Origin of the sequence: Mycobacterium haemophilum DSM 44634, assembly GCF_000340435.2 — a bacterium.
Taxonomy (GTDB): domain Bacteria; phylum Actinomycetota; class Actinomycetes; order Mycobacteriales; family Mycobacteriaceae; genus Mycobacterium; species Mycobacterium haemophilum.
In genome coordinates this window covers 3,608,078-3,626,040 of the sequence record NZ_CP011883.2, presented here as the reverse complement: position 1 = coordinate 3,626,040, position 17,963 = coordinate 3,608,078, and the positions used below count along the sequence as shown (strand labels likewise).

Annotated in this window: 14 protein-coding genes; 8 read left to right on the top strand and 6 right to left on the bottom strand. The window is 62.8% G+C overall.

From position 1 onward, the window contains the following. Positions 1-177: 177 nt before the first annotated feature. The 3 genes from B586_RS16940 to dacB all read right to left on the bottom strand — a co-directional run bounded on the left by B586_RS16940 (position 178) and on the right by dacB (position 3,929). Positions 178-1,302, bottom strand: a complete 1,125-nt coding sequence (locus B586_RS16940) for an FAD-dependent oxidoreductase (protein ID WP_156406821.1) — start codon at positions 1,300-1,302, stop codon at positions 178-180. A gap of 111 nt (positions 1,303-1,413) precedes the next feature. Continuing rightward, positions 1,414-2,361: a class A beta-lactamase gene (gene bla, locus B586_RS16935; protein ID WP_082607672.1), complete on the bottom strand. Its 948-nt coding sequence runs from the start codon at positions 2,359-2,361 to the stop codon at positions 1,414-1,416. Between the two features lie 134 nt (positions 2,362-2,495). Beyond that, the gene (gene dacB, locus B586_RS16930; protein ID WP_054880847.1) at positions 2,496-3,929 is read right to left on the bottom strand and encodes a D-alanyl-D-alanine carboxypeptidase/D-alanyl-D-alanine endopeptidase; all 1,434 of its coding nucleotides are present in this window, start codon (positions 3,927-3,929) and stop codon (positions 2,496-2,498) included. A 244-nt stretch (positions 3,930-4,173) separates the two neighbouring features. Between dacB and B586_RS16925 the strand changes: the two genes are divergently transcribed. From B586_RS16925 to B586_RS16915, 3 genes are all read left to right on the top strand, one after another. Next, positions 4,174-5,055 carry a LysR family transcriptional regulator gene (locus B586_RS16925; protein WP_054879336.1) on the top strand — a complete coding sequence of 294 codons (882 nt, stop codon included), beginning with the start codon at positions 4,174-4,176 and terminating at the stop codon, positions 5,053-5,055. Continuing rightward, positions 5,052-5,942: a serine hydrolase gene (locus B586_RS16920; protein WP_054879337.1), complete on the top strand. Its 891-nt coding sequence runs from the start codon at positions 5,052-5,054 to the stop codon at positions 5,940-5,942. The genes B586_RS16925 and B586_RS16920 overlap by 4 nt, the downstream gene beginning before the upstream one ends. Positions 5,943-6,224: 282 nt before the next feature. Beyond that, a complete protein-coding gene (locus B586_RS16915; RefSeq protein WP_054880848.1) occupies positions 6,225-7,496 on the top strand; it encodes a M18 family aminopeptidase in 1,272 nt (423 codons plus the stop codon). Between the two features lie 14 nt (positions 7,497-7,510). On the opposite strand, the gene B586_RS16910 is transcribed toward B586_RS16915, so the two are convergent. Then, entirely contained in the window at positions 7,511-8,149 is a 639-nt protein-coding gene (locus tag B586_RS16910) for an acetyl-/succinyl-CoA transferase (protein WP_054879338.1), read from the bottom strand. Between the two features lie 116 nt (positions 8,150-8,265). Here B586_RS16910 and purL point away from each other — a divergent pair, with 116 nt between their 5' ends. Both purL and B586_RS16900 read left to right on the top strand, forming a co-directional pair. Then, complete coding sequence (gene purL / locus B586_RS16905; RefSeq protein ID WP_054879339.1) at positions 8,266-10,554, top strand: phosphoribosylformylglycinamidine synthase subunit PurL; 2,289 nt, start codon at positions 8,266-8,268, stop codon at positions 10,552-10,554. Between the two features lie 130 nt (positions 10,555-10,684). Next, positions 10,685-11,638, top strand: a complete 954-nt coding sequence (locus B586_RS16900; RefSeq protein WP_054879340.1) for a phosphodiesterase — start codon at positions 10,685-10,687, stop codon at positions 11,636-11,638. On the opposite strand, the gene B586_RS16895 is transcribed toward B586_RS16900, so the two are convergent. After that, positions 11,553-13,181, bottom strand: coding sequence for a stealth family protein (locus B586_RS16895; protein WP_054880849.1), 1,629 nt, complete (start codon positions 13,179-13,181; stop codon positions 11,553-11,555). The genes B586_RS16900 and B586_RS16895 overlap by 86 nt on opposite strands. A 256-nt stretch (positions 13,182-13,437) precedes the next feature. After that, positions 13,438-14,652 carry an MCE family protein gene (locus B586_RS16890; protein ID WP_054879341.1) on the bottom strand — a complete coding sequence of 405 codons (1,215 nt, stop codon included), beginning with the start codon at positions 14,650-14,652 and terminating at the stop codon, positions 13,438-13,440. 19 nt (positions 14,653-14,671) lie between these two features. Between B586_RS16890 and B586_RS16885 the strand changes: the two genes are divergently transcribed. The 3 genes from B586_RS16885 to purM all read left to right on the top strand — a co-directional run bounded on the left by B586_RS16885 (position 14,672) and on the right by purM (position 17,950). Then, positions 14,672-15,067, top strand: a complete 396-nt coding sequence (locus B586_RS16885) for a sterol carrier family protein (RefSeq protein ID WP_054879342.1) — start codon at positions 14,672-14,674, stop codon at positions 15,065-15,067. Positions 15,068-15,199: 132 nt separating this feature from the next. Beyond that, positions 15,200-16,765 carry an amidophosphoribosyltransferase gene (gene purF, locus B586_RS16880; RefSeq protein ID WP_047315189.1) on the top strand — a complete coding sequence of 522 codons (1,566 nt, stop codon included), beginning with the start codon at positions 15,200-15,202 and terminating at the stop codon, positions 16,763-16,765. 90 nt (positions 16,766-16,855) lie between these two features. Beyond that, on the top strand, positions 16,856-17,950 hold the full coding sequence (purM, locus tag B586_RS16875; RefSeq protein WP_047315190.1) for a phosphoribosylformylglycinamidine cyclo-ligase: 1,095 nt from the start codon (positions 16,856-16,858) through the stop codon (positions 17,948-17,950). Positions 17,951-17,963: the final 13 nt, after the last annotated feature.

Here is a 17,963-nt window from a genome sequence, read left to right as displayed (position 1 = left end):
GTGCTGACCTATTCAGCCGCTCCGGCAAGCGATCTGGTGCTAGGCCCTTGGGAGAAGTTGCCGACGGCAGCCATGATGGAGATCCCGGCGGCGACATCCACACCGGGAATGATCATCAACCGCGCCACTTTCGCCTCGGCGAGAGCTTCCTACGAGTTCTGCCCCGCACTGGGCTCATCAGACAGGGGCACTGTGCAGCGGTGGTGTGCAGCGGTACTCGTTGAACAAGCCCTTGTGAGCGTTGAGGATCTTGGTGATGTCGCCGGCCTGGGGCGCGGGATCGAAGACTCCGTTTTCGAATGTGCCGCCCAAGATGATGCCGTCGGGACGTGGGAACATGTAGCCGGATCTCTTGAAGGCGTAGGCGTACTGGATTTCGGGCTGCGGCAGCAAGATGGCCACTTGTCCGCGTATGGGGGTTAGGTCGGTGTCGCCAAATAGTTGACGTGCACCGAGCCCGGTGCAATTGAACACCAAACGCTCGGGCAGCGACGTAAGATCAGCAGCGGTGGCAAAGTCGCGAGTGTGGATTTTGCCGCCAGCTGTTCGTATATCGCGGATCAGCTGCCGAAGATAGCGGCCCGTTTCGATGTACATCGTCTCGAAGTACGCCACGTGGTCGACGGGGAATGGATGGTCGTCGTGGGTGAGCATACGGCTATCGGGCGGGAAGCCGGGAAGCAATTGCGATATGGCGCTGCTGCTTTCTTGATACGTGGGTAGCCAGCGAACGCCGTAATCGTCTCCCACGAGAGTCTGAAACCGGCGCCAGCTGTAGGCGGCGGCAGCGAGGTATTGCTGGCGCCATGCGGCAGTGACGACCGTGTCGTCGAAAAGGTGAGCAGGCTGCCATTGGCCGCCGGCGACGTTGGAGGTGGTGTCCGGCGGCAGCGCCTTGGTGTACACGGTGACATCGAAGCCGGCTTCTTGCACAAGTCGGGCATTGCTAAGGCCCACGACTCCTGCTCCGATGACGGCGACCGGGCCGCTGTGGCCGGGCAAGCTGAGATCCACGGCTAGTCGTGAGGTGCCCCATGACAAGGTAATTCCCGCGCCACCGTGACCGTAGTTGTGTACCAAACGTTTATCGCCTAACGCCTCGGCGCGCACGACGAACCCGCCTGGCCGGTACGGCCGCAGCCCGGCCATGGTGTGGATCACCCGCTCGGGGGCCACGTCGACTTTCGGTAGGCATGTCATTGGTTTTCGTACCGTCCGTGTGCAGCCCGCGAAGGCCAGAGATGCCGCTCCTGCCGCAGCAGAGCCCAAGAAGGCCCGACGGCCGATCTCCATGTCAGTCATCTCGCTATTCCTATTCGTATGACGGCAATTGGGGTGACGATCGCCGGGTTTGCGGCGAGACCGGTCAGGCTCTGCGACGTTGATGTATTCCTGACGTGATGGTCGGGCAAGCTAAACCAGCACCGAAGCAACACCAGCGGCTGCATCGGCGATGAGTGCATCGCTGGGTTGGGCCTCGTATCCGCCATTGCGATCGGACATGATCGCCACGACAGATGGCGCGCCGGCGGGCGACCACACGACGGCAATGGCGTTCGCGCGTCCGTAGTCACCGGATCCGGTGCGGTCAGCGATCTTCCAGTCGGCGGGAAATCCGGCTCGGATGCGTTTGTTGCCGGTGGTGTTTCGGACCATCCAGTCGGTGAGCATCGCCCTTTTATCAGACGTCAACGCATCACCGAGAATCAGCTTTTGGAGGACCCCGCCGACAGCTCGAGGAGTCGTGGTGTCTCGCTCATCACCAGGCGGGTTCCTATTCATTTCCGGCTCTGCCTGGTCCAGCCTGCTGACTGTGTCACCCAGACTGCGCAGATAGGTGGTAAATCCAGCGGGCCCGCCGATATCGTTCAGCAGCAGATTGGCCGCAGTATTGTCGCTATATCGGGTAGCCGCATCGCAGAGCTGGCCAATCGTCATGCCAGTTTCCACGTGTTGCTCGGTGATTGGCGAGGCCGCATGAATGGCATCTTGTCGATAGGAGATCACGGTGTCCAGATATGCGACCGGATGACCCTGCAGCACAGCTGCAGCCAGCGGGGCCTTGAAGGTGGAGCAGAACGCGAATCGCTCATCGGCCCTGTAGGCGATCGTGGTCGCCGTCGTGGTGGACAGCGCATACACCCCAAGGCGGGCGTCGTACTTACGTTCAAGCGCGGCAAAACTTTGAGATAACGGTGAGTTAGGTGATGCAGTAGTCGCGGCTGGCGGACGACTGACCTGACTGCGGTGCGCACATCCGGCCAGGGGGATTAGTGCCGCCATCGCCGTCAGCATTTCGCGTCGACCGAAACGACCTGCATGCCACGAAACTTGGCTATCGGGGCTCGGTTGATACTTCATATCGCCAGATCACGCAAGCGATGGTCGGTGGGCAGTGCTGCCACGCCAAATCCTCCCTATGCAGATGAGTTATATAAGCGCCGATTGATGGACTGAACGTTGGATTGCACCTCGGTGTTCGATGGTCGGATAGATCACGGCGGCGGCTCACCGACGGGAAGGCCGTCAGCGGACGTTGGGGTTTCACAGTCGTAGCTGCGCAGTGCGGCGGCGACAGTGTCGAGGGCGGCGCGGCCATGGGGGCCGGCTCCATTGGCGATCAACGCGAAAGTCAACACACGTCCGTCGACGTTAGTGACGATTCCGGCCAGGGCGTTGGTACCGGTGAGCGTTCCAGTCTTGGCGCGTAACCATCCAGCAGCTGCCTGGGTGTCGTGATCGAGAAATCGGTGCGCGAGTGTGCCGCTGCGGCCGGCGACCGGCAGCAAGTCGAGTAGGGGTCTTAGTTGTTGGTGCTTTGAGCTGGCGGCGGTGTTGAGCACCTGATCGAGGGTGTCAGCGGTGAGCCGGTCCTCGGTGGACAAGCCACTGGCGTCGTGCAAAGACGCGTCGTTGAGGTCGATTCCGAAGTTCAGAACAGTGTCGAGAACGGCCTGGACGGTGCCGGCAAAGCTTTGTGGGTGATGGGTCGCGGCGGCGACCTCACGGCCTATTGCCTCAGCCAGCACGTCATCGGACGTGTTCATCATCGTGCGTAACCGTTCCATCAAGGGCGGCGATTGCACCGAAGCGATATCGCGTCCCACGGTCGGCGTCGCGGTAAGGACTACATCAGCAGGGTCAAGACCGAGTGCGTCGGCGAGCGCACGGCCGGCATCGAGGGCCGGGGTGTGTGAACGAGGTGAGTCAGCAGTGGCAGGTTGGGTCCGTCCACCATCGAGCATCACCGATTCGATAGGGGCGATGTCACCACCATCGATATCGGCGGGGTCCCAGCCCGGAGCCATTTCGGCGCCGGAGAACTGCGACGTGTCGACCTGTATCGAGGTCGGGGTGAAGCCGCTGCGGCGAACCTGCTCGGCTAGGTCGCCGATGCGCGCTGCGTCGCGAATCCAACTGTCCTGATCGGATGGCGCCGCCGAGAGGGCTGGATCACCTCCACCAACCAACACGATCTGCCCTGGCTTACCGGATCGGGCGGGGGTAACGACACGCGTGGTGAGCCGAGCATCGCGATCGAGCGTGAGCAGTGCAGCGGCTGCGGTCAGCACCTTGGTGGTCGATGCGGGCTGCATCGGTACCCGCTCGCCCTGCGTCCACAAGAGCTGCCCGGTCATCGCGTCGGCCACTTGTCCTGTTAACGTGCCCAGCTCAGGGTTTGCTAACAGGGGCGCTAATGTGGCAGCGAGTCGACCCGAGTCAGGGGCAGTCAGCGTCTCGTCGAGGCGTATCAGCGCCGGCTGGGACCTTCCCTGCTTTGGTGGCGGGCTGTCCACTTCGCCAGTGGCACGGTGGCCCGCCAGTATTGTCATCGCCGTAGCCGCTATCAGACCGGTCATCAGGCCTTTGCAGATCAGACCGATCAAGCGGCGGGGACCGGTAAACCACCTCAGCCCCACCGAGGTCATGACAGTCTCGCCCGATCCGGCATCTCGCATATATCCATGGCTAACAACCTCCACGTCTTGCGTCTGTACGTGCCACCGATCACACAGGCTTTGGTCATGACGGGGGTAGCCAAGCACGGCACCTGGCCATGCGACTATTTCGCTAAACCATATATCGTGATAGCAAACGTGTATAACTGCTTTTCAGACGGTTAAAGAAGGGAAATTTTTGCCTCGTGATGGGCGTGGAAGGGTTCATTGATTCGTGGATCTGATCAGGCACTTGCGCTACTTCGTCGCGGTCGCCGAGCAGTGCCACTTTGGTCGCGCCGCCGACACTCTGGGAGTGACCCAGCCCCCGGTCTCTCAAGGAGTGCGCCGGCTGGAGCAGACGTTGGGTCTGCAACTATTCGAGCGCAAGCCCACCGGCGTCGTATTAACCGACCATGGAGCGTCCCTGCTCTCGCGCGCTCGCCTCGTTGTCGGGGACACCGACCGATTGCTCGAAGAAGCCGCTCGGCTCAGTGGCCCACCGCGCCAGCTGCGTATTGGCTTCACTACGGCAATCGATGACTGCTTGCTGAGCGCATGCGTTACCGCGGTGCGTGAGTCGATGACGGATCCGCACCTCCCGATCTTTACCGCGACCGGAAGTACCGTGGACCTTGCTGATCGTTTGCGATTGCGTGAGCTCGATGTCGCTGTCGTCGAACATCCTGCGCTGCTTGATGAAATTCAAGCCAGCCCAACAGTGCGGATTCCTCGTTGGTTCTTGTTGCCAAGTGAGCACCGTGCGGCGCGGGCGGCCGCGCCGCACATCCAGATGCTGAGCGGCCTATGCTTTGCCACCCCACCGCGGGCGCACAACCCACCAAGCCATGACCAGCTCATCGACAGATTGCGCGCGCGTGGCCTAGACCCAGCGATCATGGCAGCGCCGTCGCTTCGCGATGTCATCAGCGCCGTGCTGTCTGGACAGTGTTTCGGCCTTACTACCGGACAATCACCGAATCTTGCCGGCATCGCACGGCGCCGGATGATCCGCAAGGAATCTAGTCTGACGGTGCGCGTAGCAACAGCAGATGTGAATCGCTTCCAACGACCAGTCGACATCCTGGACCGAGTACTGCGGAGTGCAAATCGATGAACGAGGTCAGCCGCCAGATCCAGGCCGTGTTCACCGACGCCGGTTGCCGGGGCTGGCTGCAGGCGCGCCCGGTAAGCACAGTCGAGCCGGCGATCAACTTCCGTGCTGATGAACCGGTCCCCACAGCATCGATCTACAAGGTGCTGCTGCTGGCCGCGGTGGCTCGGTCATTCGATCGCGGCGAACTCGATCCCAGTGCACGAGTAACCATCAGGCCAACCGATTGCACTCCAGGACCAACTGGCTTCAGCACATTCATCGATCCGGTCACGGTCAGTTGGCGCGACCTGGCACGGTCGATGATCGTCTTATCGGACAACGCCGCCGCCGATATTCTGCTAGCCGCGGTCGGTCTGCCTCGGATGGACGAGATCATTGACGAACTCGGACTGGCGTCCACACGTGTGATCGGCGGCGCTGCCGCCCTATATGAGCAACTTATCCATGACATGGGTGCGCAGACACTCGACGAAGCGATCAGTGCCCTCGGCAACAGCGACACTGCGAACTCGCTGTCCATCTATGACCCTGATCAAACCAACGCCACCAGCGCGGCCGACAGCAATACAATCCTGGCCGCCATCTGGACTGACACCATTGCATCACCCCACGCGTGTAGCTACATGCGTGGGGTTCTGGCGCAGCAAGTCTGGCCTCACCGCATCAAATCGGGCTTCCCACAGCGTGAGATCAGCGTTGCCGGAAAGACTGGAACGATCGGCAAGATCCGTAGCGAAGTAGCTGTTATCAGCTTGCCCAACGAAACGCCCATTGCCGTATCAGTTTTCACTCACGCCGCACGATCCGAGCACTCCTTACCTGCGGTGGACCGTGCAATCGGCACCGCGGCCCGCATCGCAGTCACCGCTGTACGAACGGGAAGTTAGCCTGGGCTAGCGGTTTCGGAGCAACGCCACTGCCGGAGAGTCGAACTCGGTCTCTAAGCCGTGATTGCGAGGCATGGTTGTCACAGACCGCGTTGGTGTGCCGTGCCCGTTTTCGGACGTAGTTCGTGTAGGCGTCAACGGTGCGAGTATGGGTTGTGGCGGAACCGGAGGCACTCTGCCGGCCCCGCGTGGCGACGGCGAGCGTCGGTATCGGCGCGAGTGAGGAGCGCGCATTTTGGCCCCGCGCGAACTCCGCGGTGGCCAACAGCCATGATGTTGAGCATGTCGGCCAGCGCCGCAGGCCTCTGCGAATTCATCGACGCCTCCCCATCGCCATTTCATGTCTGCGCCACGGTGGCCGCACGACTGCTCGGCGCCGGTTACACCGAACTCAACGAAGCCGACCCCTGGCCGCCCCAGCCGGGCCGATACTTCACCGTCCGCGCCGGTTCACTGGTCGCCTGGAATGGAGACGCATCAGCCAGCGCATTCCGGATCGTCGGCGCGCACACCGACAGCCCCAACCTGCGGGTCAAGCAGCATCCGGATCGGCTGGTCGCCGGCTGGCAGGTGGTCGCACTGCAGCCCTATGGGGGAGCCTGGCTCAATTCCTGGCTGGATCGCGATCTAGGCGTCTGTGGACGGTTGTCGGTGCGCTCGGCGGGTAACGGCGCCGGGATCACCGACCGGCTCGTCCGGATCGACGATCCAATTCTGCGGGTGCCGCAGTTGGCCATCCATTTGGCCGAGGACCGTAAGTCGCTCACCTTGGATCCGCAGCGCCACGTCAACGCGGTATGGGGTGTTGGCGACAAAGCGGGGTCATTGATGGGGTACGTCGCCGAGCGCGCCGGAGTGGCCGCGGCCGACGTGTTGGCCGCCGACCTTATGACTCATGACCTGGCTCCGTCGACCGTGATGGGCGCCGCCGCCAACCTGCTCAGCGCACCTCGGCTGGATAACCAGGCCAGCTGCTACGCGGGCATGGAGGCGTTACTGGCAGCCGAGCCGCGCGGGTTCCTACCCGTGTTGGTGCTCTTCGACCATGAAGAGGTTGGTTCGGCCTCGGACCGTGGTGCGCAGTCAAACCTGCTGAGCACCGTCCTGGAACGTATTGTGCTCGCCGCCGGCGGCGGTCGGGACGACTACCTGCGGCGGCTGCCTGCGTCGCTGCTGGCTTCCGCCGACATGGCACACGCCACGCACCCCAATTACCCCGAGCGTCATGAGCCCAGCCATCTCATTGAGGTCAACGCGGGGCCGGTGCTCAAGGTGCACCCGAATCTGAGGTATGCCACCGACGGGCGCACGGCGGCGGCGTTCGAGTTGGCCTGCCACCAAGCCGGGGTCGGATTGCAACGCTACGAGCACCGGGCCGACCTGCCTTGTGGTTCGACGATCGGGCCGTTGGCTTCGGCTCGGACCGGTATTCCCACCGTCGATGTCGGTGCCGCCCAGCTTGCGATGCACTCGGCGCGGGAATTAATGGGTGCTCACGACGTGGCCGCGTACTCCGCAGCGCTGCAGGCGTTCCTTTCCGCTGAACTGGTCTAACGTTCGACGACCAACTACAGGCCAAAGAGCGTTCGGCAGCCGTCGAAACCCTCCACCTGCACTTCGACGCTGCGATGCCGCTGCCAATCGTCGCGGGTCAGCCGGAACCGAAGCTGTTCAGCCAGGGTCCCCTCGCGTGCCATGCGGTCCACGCCGTTGTCTTGGTAGCCGTTGCGACGCGAGACCGCGATCGAGGCTGGGTTATCGACGAACGACGCTGAGGTCGCGACCTGGGCGCCGAGCTCGGAAAACGCGAAATACAGTGCAGCTGCACGCATTTCGAAGCCATAGCCTTGGCCATGGTGGGGTAGTCCGAGCCACGATCCGGACCCTACTTCGCGAGTGATCGGGAAGTCCTTCGCGTTGAGGGCCTGGATACCGACCGCTTTCCCACCGATGACAACGGCAAGCGGCAGGGCCCAGCAATCTTGTTTGAATCCGGCCAGTTCCTGCCAAAGGTAGGAGAGTGTGTTGAACGGCACCTCCTCGCGAGGAGCTCGCGTCCAGGGGATCGAAAACGGCATCAGGTCAGGGTTGTGCACTCCCTCGAGAACGGTGTCGATCAGCTGGTCACACAGCTCTTCGGTAGGTAGCCGCAGCTGCAATCGCCGGGTGGTGATCCGCAGGTCGAACAGCGGCCAGTGACGAGACATCGCCCCATTATCTGGACCGCGCTGGGCAGTGTCATCTGGTTTTTGCTGCGGGTCTCGCGCGCGAGCCAAGGGGCGTGGGACTCTAGACTGGCTCCGTGACGAGCACGCGCACCCACGTGACTGACACCGTTGAACATGCCGCCGCCACCCCCGACCAGCCACAACCATTCCACGAGCTGGGCCTCAAAGACGACGAGTACCAGCGAGTTCGCGAAATTCTGGGCCGGCGGCCCACGGACACCGAGCTGGCGATGTATTCGGTGATGTGGAGTGAGCACTGTTCGTACAAGTCTTCCAAAGTCCACCTGCGCTACTTTGGTGAAACCACCACCGAGGAGATGCGTGCCGGAATGCTGGCCGGTATCGGCGAAAACGCCGGTGTGGTCGACATCGGTGATGGCTGGGCCGTCACCTTCAAGGTGGAATCGCATAACCACCCTTCCTACGTCGAGCCCTACCAGGGGGCCGCGACCGGCGTCGGCGGCATCGTGCGCGACATCATGGCGATGGGCGCGCGACCTGTCGCCGTGATGGACCAGCTTCGGTTCGGTGCTGCCGATGCGCCCGACACCCGCCGCGTGCTGGACGGCGTGGTCCGCGGCATCGGCGGCTACGGCAACTCACTGGGCTTGCCCAACATCGGCGGCGAGACCGTCTTCGACGCGTGCTACACCGGCAACCCGCTGGTGAATGCGTTGTGTGTCGGGGTATTGCGCCAGGAGGACCTGCATTTGGCGTTTGCCTCGGGTGCGGGTAACAAGATCATTCTGTTCGGCGCGCGCACCGGCCTGGACGGTATCGGCGGGGTCTCGGTGCTGGCGTCGGACACCTTCAGTGTTGATGGCGACGAAGACGCCGCTCGTAAGAAACTCCCGTCGGTTCAGGTGGGCGACCCCTTCATGGAGAAGGTGCTCATCGAGTGCTGTCTGGAGCTGTATGCGGGCGGGTTGGTGATCGGCATTCAGGATCTCGGAGGGGCCGGATTGTCTTGTGCTACTTCGGAGTTAGCATCAGCTGGGGACGGCGGAATGGTGATTCAACTCGACACCGTCCCGCTCCGGGCGAAGGATATGACGCCCGCCGAGGTGCTCTGCAGCGAGTCGCAGGAGCGCATGTGTGCGGTGGTGGCACCGGAGAACGTGGATGCCTTCCTGGCGGTCTGCCGCAAGTGGGAGGTGCTGGCCACGGTGATCGGTGAGGTCACCGACGGTGACCGGCTGCAGATCACCTGGCACGGCGAGACGGTCGTCGACGTGCCGCCGCGCACCGTGGCCCACGAAGGCCCGGTGTACCAGCGGCCCGTCACCCGCCCCGAATCACAGGACGCCTTGAACGCGGACTCATCGAAAGAATTGCCGCGACCGGTCACTGGAGCCGAGCTGTGTGCGACTTTGCTTGCGCTGCTGGGCAGTCCGCACCTGTGCAGCCGGGCTTTCATCACCGAGCAGTACGACCGGTACGTGCGCGGCAACACCGTCCTGGCCGAGCACGCCGACGGCGGTGTGCTGCGTATCGACGAGTCCACCGGTCGCGGTATCGCATTGTCGACCGACGCGTCGGGACGCTACACCCGGCTGGATCCCTACGCTGGTGCCCAACTGGCGCTGGCCGAGGCATACCGCAACGTGGCCGTCACCGGTGCCACCCCGGTCGCGGTGACTAACTGCCTTAACTTCGGTTCACCCGAAGATCCCGGGGTGATGTGGCAGTTCGCACAGGCCGTGCGGGGGCTGGCCGATGGCTGTGCGGCCCTAGGGATTCCGGTGACCGGTGGCAACGTCAGCTTTTACAACCAGACCGGGTCGGCGGCGATCTTGCCCACACCGGTGGTCGGGGTGCTCGGCGTGCTGGATGACGTGAGCCGGCGCATCCCGACCGGGCTTGGTGTTGAACCGGGGGAGACCCTGATGCTGTTGGGCGAGACCCGCGACGAGTTCGACGGGTCGGTCTGGGCGCAAGTGACCGCCGACCATCTGGGTGGGTTGCCGCCGATGGTGGACCTGGCGCGCGAGAAGCTGCTGGCCGAGGTGCTGAGTTCGGCGTCGCGCGATGGGCTGGTATCGGCGGCGCACGACCTGTCCGAAGGCGGCCTTGCTCAGGCCATCGTGGAATCGGCGTTGGCGGGTGAAACCGGTTGCCGCATTGTGCTTCCCGAAGATTTTCAATCAGGCACAGGTCCGTTCACATTTCTCTTTTCTGAATCAGCGGGCCGGGTGCTGGTGGCTGTACCACGCACCGAGGAGAGCCGGTTTCGGTCGATGTGCGAGGCGCGGGGTTTGCCAGCCATTCGTATCGGCGTCGTCGATCAGGGTTCGGACTCGATCGAGGTTCAGGGTCAATTCACCGTGTCCCTGGCCGAACTGCGTGCGACGTCCGAGGCGGTGCTGCCGCGATTCTTCGGATAGGTGGGCCTCGGAAATCGAGGCTAGCGTGGCGGAGCGGCTCACAAGTGCACGTCGTTGCTCGTCGGAGCGGCTACACTGAATGTTTCGTTTGTGTAAAGCCAATTGATCATGGAAGGGGTTGGCACCTCCGGTGCACAGACTTAGGGCCGCGGAGCATCCGCGGCCGGATTACGTCCTTTTGCACATCAGCGACACACATCTCGTTTCGGACGGCGCGCTCTACGGGGCGGTCGACGCCGACGGCCGGCTCGGCGAGTTGCTCGAGCAGCTGAAGCGCTCCCGACTGCGTCCCGACGCAATCATCTTTACCGGCGATTTGGCCGATCAGGGCGAGCCGGAAGCATACCGAAAGCTCCGAGGCCTGGTTGAGCCGTTCGCGGCCGAGCTGGATGCCGAACTCTTCTGGGTGATGGGCAACCATGACAATCGGGCCGCATTACGCACGTTGTTGCTGGACGAGGCGCCCTCCATGGCACCGCTGGACCGCGTGCGCAGAGTCGACGGACTCCGGGTCATCACGTTGGATACCTCGGTGCCGGGCCAGCATTACGGCGAAATCAGTGCATCACAATTAGATTGGCTTGCCGACGAGTTGGCAATCCCGGCCCCGGACGGCACCATCTTGGCGTTACACCATCCGCCGATTCCAAGTGTCTTAGACATGGCCGTCACGGTGGAACTACGCGACCAAGCTTCGCTGGGGCGGGTGCTCAAGGGTAGCGATGTTCGTGCCATTTTGGCCGGGCACCTGCACTACTCGACGAATGCCACCTTCGTCGGAATTCCAGTGTCAGTCGCCTCGGCCACGTGCTACACCCAAGATCTAACAGTTGTCGCCGGGGGAACGCGCGGTCGAGACGGCGCCCAGGGTTGCAACCTTGTGCACGTCTACCAAGACACTGTGGTGCACTCGGTGATTCCACTTGGCACCGGAAACACTGTGGGTACCTTTGTCTCTCCCGCGCAGGCGCGACGCAATATCGCCGAAAGCGGTCTGTTTATCGAGCCGTCTGGGCGGGATTCGCTGTTTGCCCATCCACCAATGGTGCTGACACCGTCGGTGACGCAAAGTCCCGGCGATTGACGTCGGTCGCGACCTTTTCCCAGGGCGCCGGTATTGGAAAGTAGCGTTCCAGGAAACTGACGACCCGTTCGGCACGCTCGGTCGCGGAGACTTCGGGGAAACTACCGTCGTTGAGGCAGAAAAAGTCGTAGTTGCGATGCTTCCGCAACTCGGGAAGTAAGTCGAGGCCTGCATACGAGGTGGTATCCACGTACAGGACTTTGGCTTTTTCTTGTTGGACGGCGCGTCCAGTCATCAGCGCGTAGTAGTGGTAGAGCGAATTGGTAACCGAGATATCGGTGCCGGACCGGAACGCACTTGCCTGGGTCCGAGCGAATTCGTCCGGGAATTCGCGTTCCATCTCGATCAGCACGCTCTTGCGCAGCGGGACCGCGGTGTGTTCCAGATGACGCGTGATCAGTTGGCCGAATCGCTGTAAGAGGAGCTGGCGGTTAACCCGGGCCGCATTCTCAAAGCCACTGCGCGTTGGATCGTTAGTACCTAATCCGATACGGGTCTTGGCTTCGATGAACCTGGTCACTCCACCCGGGGAGAAGAACATGCTTGCTTTAAGCGGGCGACCGAAAAACATGTCGTCATTGGAGTACAGGAAATGCTCGCTGAGGTCGGGGATGCGATGCAGTTGGCTTTCCACGGCGTGCGAGTTGTAGGTAGGCAACGCCGACCTATCCGAAAAGTGGTCCTCCGCGGGGACAATTGTGATCATTGGGTGATCGGCTAACCATGCCGGCGGGGCTGAATCCGTCGCGATGAAGATGCGCCGGATCCACGGAGCAAACATGTTCACCGACCGCAGGGCATATTTCAACTCGTCGATCTGTCGAATCCGCGCGTCGGCGTCGTCGCCTTCTCCCACTACGTGGTGCGACATTTGGGCCGCCCGACGTGCCCGAAATTCTGGATCGCTACCGTCGACCCACGAGAACACCAGATCGATGTCAAACCTGACGTCACTTGCGTGCGGGGTGAACATCCCCTCAATGGTCTGCCACTTGTACCCGTAGAGCTTGACGGTGGCCGGTGTTATTTCTTTGCGTGGCAGCACCTTGCGGGTCAGGGAGTTTTCCAACGGGCAGCGGATCAGGGTCTCCTCGAAGGCCCAGAACTGGAGTTCGACACTGAACCTCGGACCGAACCGAAATCCTCCCGGCGCAATCCGTCGTCGATACAACCGTACGATACGTGGATCGATCGACTGCGATAACTGACCCTTGGCCACCAACACGGGAGAAACTCGGCGCTCATCAATTGTCTTGGCGTACATAGGTTCGCTGGCGCACGCGGTGACGAGCGCGCGTTCGACCGCGGGGCGCAGCTCGATGTTGACGGCAAGAACCGGCCGGTTTTTGTGGTTGCGGATAAGTAGGAAAGGAATGTCGGCACGGTGCAACGCCTTTCGCAGAAAGATCAGATCTTCGATCTGTGCTTCGTGCGGGGTCAAACTGGACTCGAGGCGGGCAACCTTTCCCTGCCGGGTAACTATGATGGGATCGAGGGTGCGTCGCACGGGCCGATCGTCTTCGCGCGACACAATCTTGCTCATCGAACACCGCCTAATGAAATAGCCTGACCACGGCACCGGGGGGATCTCGCAGACCATGGTGCCGGTTGGTCGACACCTCTTGCAAGACAGCAGATTTAGTAGCCTGCAGTTACCTGCGAGCAACCTTTCGGTCGCAACTGTGCCATATCAAATTCAGTTCCGAGCGCGAGAATTCTCGCTTCACTACACCCAGTCTAGCTGGTCGGGGACGACGCCGCCGAGTCGCCGTAGCCGGCGGCCCCAGCATACAAATTTCTCACGGGTTGATGGTGTTGTCACCCAATTGGCGGCCCCACACGTATTCGACCGCAACCGGTGAACCGGGCTCGAAGTGGTTGTACGGGGCCAAACTCATGCCGATGTCCGCCACGAGCAGTGGAGCCGGCCAGAGTTCTCGGGTGATTGCTTGCCAACAGCCCGGTTTGCCGCCGGGGCCACCCTTGGCGCTGGTCCGGGGCAGGTTCTCCGGATAGATGTATGGGTTGGGTGCTCCGGCAATGGCGCCCGAAGCGTGGGCCCCCAGCGCGTAGCCATTATCGCCGAGCGCGTTGTGGAGCTTGGGTGCGACTTCGTTGAAGTTGCGGATGGTGCAGAAGATCTCGGGGCTGTACTCGTCGAGCAACTGGCTGGAGGTGACCAGATCGGCGGCGCCACGTGCCAGGTATGGCCCGCCCCGTCCGAATGCCTCCCCGCCCACGTTGCCGAACCCGACCGCCGCCAACAGCGCGTCATCCAGATTGCGTTGCTGCTGATTGATGGTGCGCGCCGTGGTCACCGCATGGCTGAGGGCATCCCACAAGTCCGGCGCGGCGTTGGCGTAAATGTCACCCAGCTCCGCCAGCCGCTGGTTGTCAGCCCGGATTTTGGGCAGCCGGGGGTTCACGTCATCAAGGAGCACGTTGCCGTCGATGAGCGCGGCACCGATCTTGTCGCCCAACCTGCTCAGCGCCTCGGCGGCCGCGCTCAGTGTCAGGTTCAGCTTGACCGGATCAACCTTCTCCATGATCGCTGTCAACGTTTCGAATAACGTATTGGTCTCCGTGGTGGTCGACGTCGCGTCAATCACCTGGGATGGCGTGATGGGTGGCAGCGGCGCGGCCTGCGGCGACGTGAACGACACGTACTTACCACCGAACACGGTGGCCGCCTTGATATTGACCACGACGTTGCCTGGAATCAGCCCGAGGTACTTGGGATCCACCTCCAGCACGAATTTGGCCGCCGGGTTGCCGTCGGGTTGGATCTCGGAGATGCTGGCCACCCGGCCGATCTCTACCCCGTTGTAGGTGACCTTCGAACCGGGAGCTATCACCAAACCCGCCCGCGAAGCCACCACTGTCAACTTCGTCTTCGGGGTTAGGTCCCCGCGAAACTGCACATACACGCCCAGGCCGATCAGCGTCATCACCATCAGCGATACCAGGCCGATGGCCTTGTACGGTGGCCGCGCCCCCCAACGACGACGCTCCATGATTCTGAGACCCTAGGCTATGGCCGCCCGTGATAGAGCCGATCCGGCAAAGACTCGGCAAGCCGTCCTTGCCATCGCGGACTGGCTGGAGGACAAAACCCGGCCGGCGCCCGACCGGGACGTTGTGGCTACGGCGGTTCGGCTCACTGCGCGCACCCTGGCGACGTTGGCGCCCGGTGCCAGCGTCGAGGTCCGGATCCCGCCGTACGTGGCGGTGCAGTGTGTTTCTGGGCCCAGCCACACCCGCGGAACGCCACCCAACGTCGTCGAGACCGATCCGCGGACGTGGCTGCTGGTTGCTACCGGGCTGATGCAGCTAGCGGAGGCGGCGGCGACCGGTGCGCTGCACATGTCCGGCTCGCGTGCTCATGACATCGAGGCGTGGCTGCCATTAGTTAATCTCAGCTGTACGTAGTTGGCTGAACTGTGTGTTTAGCTGTCGGGGTAGCTGCCCGGCACCTGACACGCGCCACAGATTCGTCGACCGGGCCGCGCTGGCCGTAGACTCCGTTACGTCACCAACTGCGCCCCAGGGAGCCGCCAAATCGTGACCGTCCAGCAACCCGAGCAGGACTTCAACTCGCCCCGCGAAGAGTGCGGTGTATTCGGGGTTTGGGCCCCGGGTGAACAAGTTGCCAAACTCACCTATTTCGGCCTCTACGCGTTGCAGCATCGCGGCCAGGAAGCTGCGGGGATCGCTGTCGCTGATGGGTCGCAGGTGCTGGTCTTCAAAGACCTTGGCTTAGTTAGCCAGGTCTTCGATGAGCAGACGTTGGCGGCGATGGAGGGCCACGTTGCCATCGGGCACTGTCGCTACTCCACCACCGGCGACACCACCTGGGAGAACGCCCAGCCTGTCTTCCGCAACACCGCTGCCGGCACCGGGGTTGCGTTGGGGCACAACGGAAACCTGGTCAACACCGCCGAGCTTGCCGCACGCGCCCGCGACGCGGGGTTGATCGCAAAACGTTGCCCGGCCCCAGCGACAACGGACTCCGACATCCTGGGCGCGCTGCTAGCCCACGGTGCGGCCGACTCGACCCTGGAACAGGCCGCACTGGAGCTGCTGCCGACCGTGCGGGGCGCGTTCTGCCTGACATTCATGGACGAAAACACCCTCTATGCCTGCCGGGACCCGTATGGGGTACGGCCGCTGTCGCTCGGACGACTGGATCGCGGCTGGGTGGTGGCCTCTGAAACGGCCGCGCTCGACATCGTCGGCGCCTCGTTTGTCCGCGACATCGAACCGGGTGAGCTGCTGGCGATCGACGCCGACGGGGTGCGGTCCACTCGTTTCGCCAACCCCACGCCCAAGGGTTGCGTCTTCGAATACGTCTACCTGGCGCGGCCCGACAGCACGCTGGCCGGCCGGTCGGTGCACGGCACCCGGGTGGAGATCGGCCGTCGACTCGCCCGCGAATGCCCGGTCGAGGCCGACCTGGTGATCGGTGTGCCGGAATCAGGCACCCCCGCCGCGGTGGGATACGCGCAGGAGTCCGGCATCCCTTACGGGCAGGGTCTGATGAAGAACGCATACGTCGGACGCACCTTCATCCAGCCGTCGCAAACTATCCGCCAACTCGGTATCCGGTTGAAGCTCAATCCGCTCAAAGAGGTGATCCGCGGCAAGCGGCTGATTGTTGTCGATGACTCGATTGTGCGGGGGAACACCCAGCGCGCGCTGGTGCGGATGCTGCGCGAGGCCGGTGCCGTCGAGCTGCACGTGCGTATCGCTTCACCGCCGGTGAAGTGGCCCTGCTTCTACGGCATCGACTTCCCATCGCCGGCCGAGTTGATCGCTAACGTCGTCGAAGACGAGGAGGAGATGCTCGAGGCGGTACGGCATGGCATCGGCGCCGACACGCTGGGCTACATCTCGCTGCCGGGCATGATTGCGGCTTCCGAGCAGCCTGCTTCGCGGTTGTGTTCCGCCTGCTTCGATGGCAGGTACCCGATCGAGCTGCCCAGTGAAACCGCGTTGGGCAAAAACGTCATCGAGCACATGCTTGCCAACGCGGCGCGTGGAGCCGGGCTAGACGATCTGGTTGCCCAGGAAGTACCAGAAGTCCAGTCGGCGCGGACGAAAATTGCGCTTGGAACTGACCAGACGTAAGAGCCTTCAGCACGTGGCGCTTGGTGGGCAAACCGTCCAGGTGCAGTACCTGATTCCGGCGGTGCGCGACGCCCGGTAGCCTTTATCGCGATGACGGATCCCGGAAATAGCCCCGGAAGCCAGCCGGGCAGTCACGGAATCACCTATGCGTCGGCAGGGGTGGACATTGAAGCCGGTGACCGCGCGGTCGAGTTGTTCAAGCCGATGGCCGTTAAGGCCACCAGGCCCGAGGTGCGCGGCGGACTAGGCGGATTCGCTGGATTGTTCGCTCTGCGGGGCGGCTACCGCGAACCGGTGCTGGCGGCCTCCACCGACGGTGTTGGTACCAAGCTGGCAGTCGCTCAGGCGATGGACAAGCACGACACCGTTGGCCTCGACCTGGTGGCGATGGTGGTCGACGACCTGGTGGTCTGCGGCGCCGAGCCGCTGTTGCTGCAGGACTACATTGCCGTCGGCCGAACGGTGCCAGAACGACTGAGCGCGATCGTCGGCGGTATCGCCGAGGGGTGCATGCTCGCGGGCTGTGCGCTGTTGGGTGGCGAGACCGCCGAACACCCCGGTCTGATGGAAGCCGACCACTACGACATCTCGGCGACCGGTGTCGGTGTTGTAGAGGCCGACGACATTCTGGGGCCAGACCGTGTCAAACCCGGTGACGTAATCATCGCGCTGGGGTCTTCGGGTCTGCATTCCAACGGATACTCGCTGGCCCGCGCGGTCCTACTGGAGATCGATCGGATGAACCTGGCCGGTTATGTGGAGGAGTTCGGTCGCACCCTGGGTGAGGAGCTATTGGAGCCCACCCGCATCTACGCCAAAGACTGTCTGGCATTGGCCGCCGAAACCCATGTCCGCACGTTCTGCCACGTCACCGGCGGCGGGCTGGCCGGCAATCTGCAACGCGTCATCCCGCACGGGCTGGTCGCCGAAGTCGACCGCGGCACGTGGACACCCGCACCGGTCTTCGCCATGATCGCTCAGCGTGGACGGGTCGCGCGTGAGGAGATGGAAAAGACATTCAACATGGGCGTCGGCATGATCGCCGTGGTCGCGCCTGAAGACACCGACCGTGCCTTGGCCATACTGACCGCACGGCACTTGGACTGCTGGGTACTGGGAACCGTCTGCAAAGGTGGCAAAGAAGGCCCGCGGGCAAAACTGGTCGGGCAACACCCGAGATTCTAAGGAACTACGCCTA

What these genes read in the sequence shown, in the direction of transcription:
- purM (WP_047315190.1), top strand. Translation starts at nt 16,856, where the DNA reads ATGACGGATCCCGGAAATAGCCCCGGAAGCCAGCCGGGCAGTCACGGA.
- B586_RS16920 (WP_054879337.1), top strand. Translation starts at nt 5,052, where the DNA reads ATGAACGAGGTCAGCCGCCAGATCCAGGCCGTGTTCACCGACGCCGGT.
- B586_RS16890 (WP_054879341.1), bottom strand. Translation starts at nt 14,652, where the DNA reads ATGGAGCGTCGTCGTTGGGGGGCGCGGCCACCGTACAAGGCCATCGGC.
- B586_RS16910 (WP_054879338.1), bottom strand. Translation starts at nt 8,149, where the DNA reads ATGTCTCGTCACTGGCCGCTGTTCGACCTGCGGATCACCACCCGGCGA.
- bla (WP_082607672.1), bottom strand. Translation starts at nt 2,361, where the DNA reads ATGAAGTATCAACCGAGCCCCGATAGCCAAGTTTCGTGGCATGCAGGT.
- B586_RS16895 (WP_054880849.1), bottom strand. Translation starts at nt 13,181, where the DNA reads ATGAGCAAGATTGTGTCGCGCGAAGACGATCGGCCCGTGCGACGCACC.
- B586_RS16885 (WP_054879342.1), top strand. Translation starts at nt 14,672, where the DNA reads ATGGCCGCCCGTGATAGAGCCGATCCGGCAAAGACTCGGCAAGCCGTC.
- B586_RS16915 (WP_054880848.1), top strand. Translation starts at nt 6,225, where the DNA reads ATGTCGGCCAGCGCCGCAGGCCTCTGCGAATTCATCGACGCCTCCCCA.
- B586_RS16940 (WP_156406821.1), bottom strand. Translation starts at nt 1,302, where the DNA reads ATGACTGACATGGAGATCGGCCGTCGGGCCTTCTTGGGCTCTGCTGCG.
- dacB (WP_054880847.1), bottom strand. Translation starts at nt 3,929, where the DNA reads ATGACCTCGGTGGGGCTGAGGTGGTTTACCGGTCCCCGCCGCTTGATC.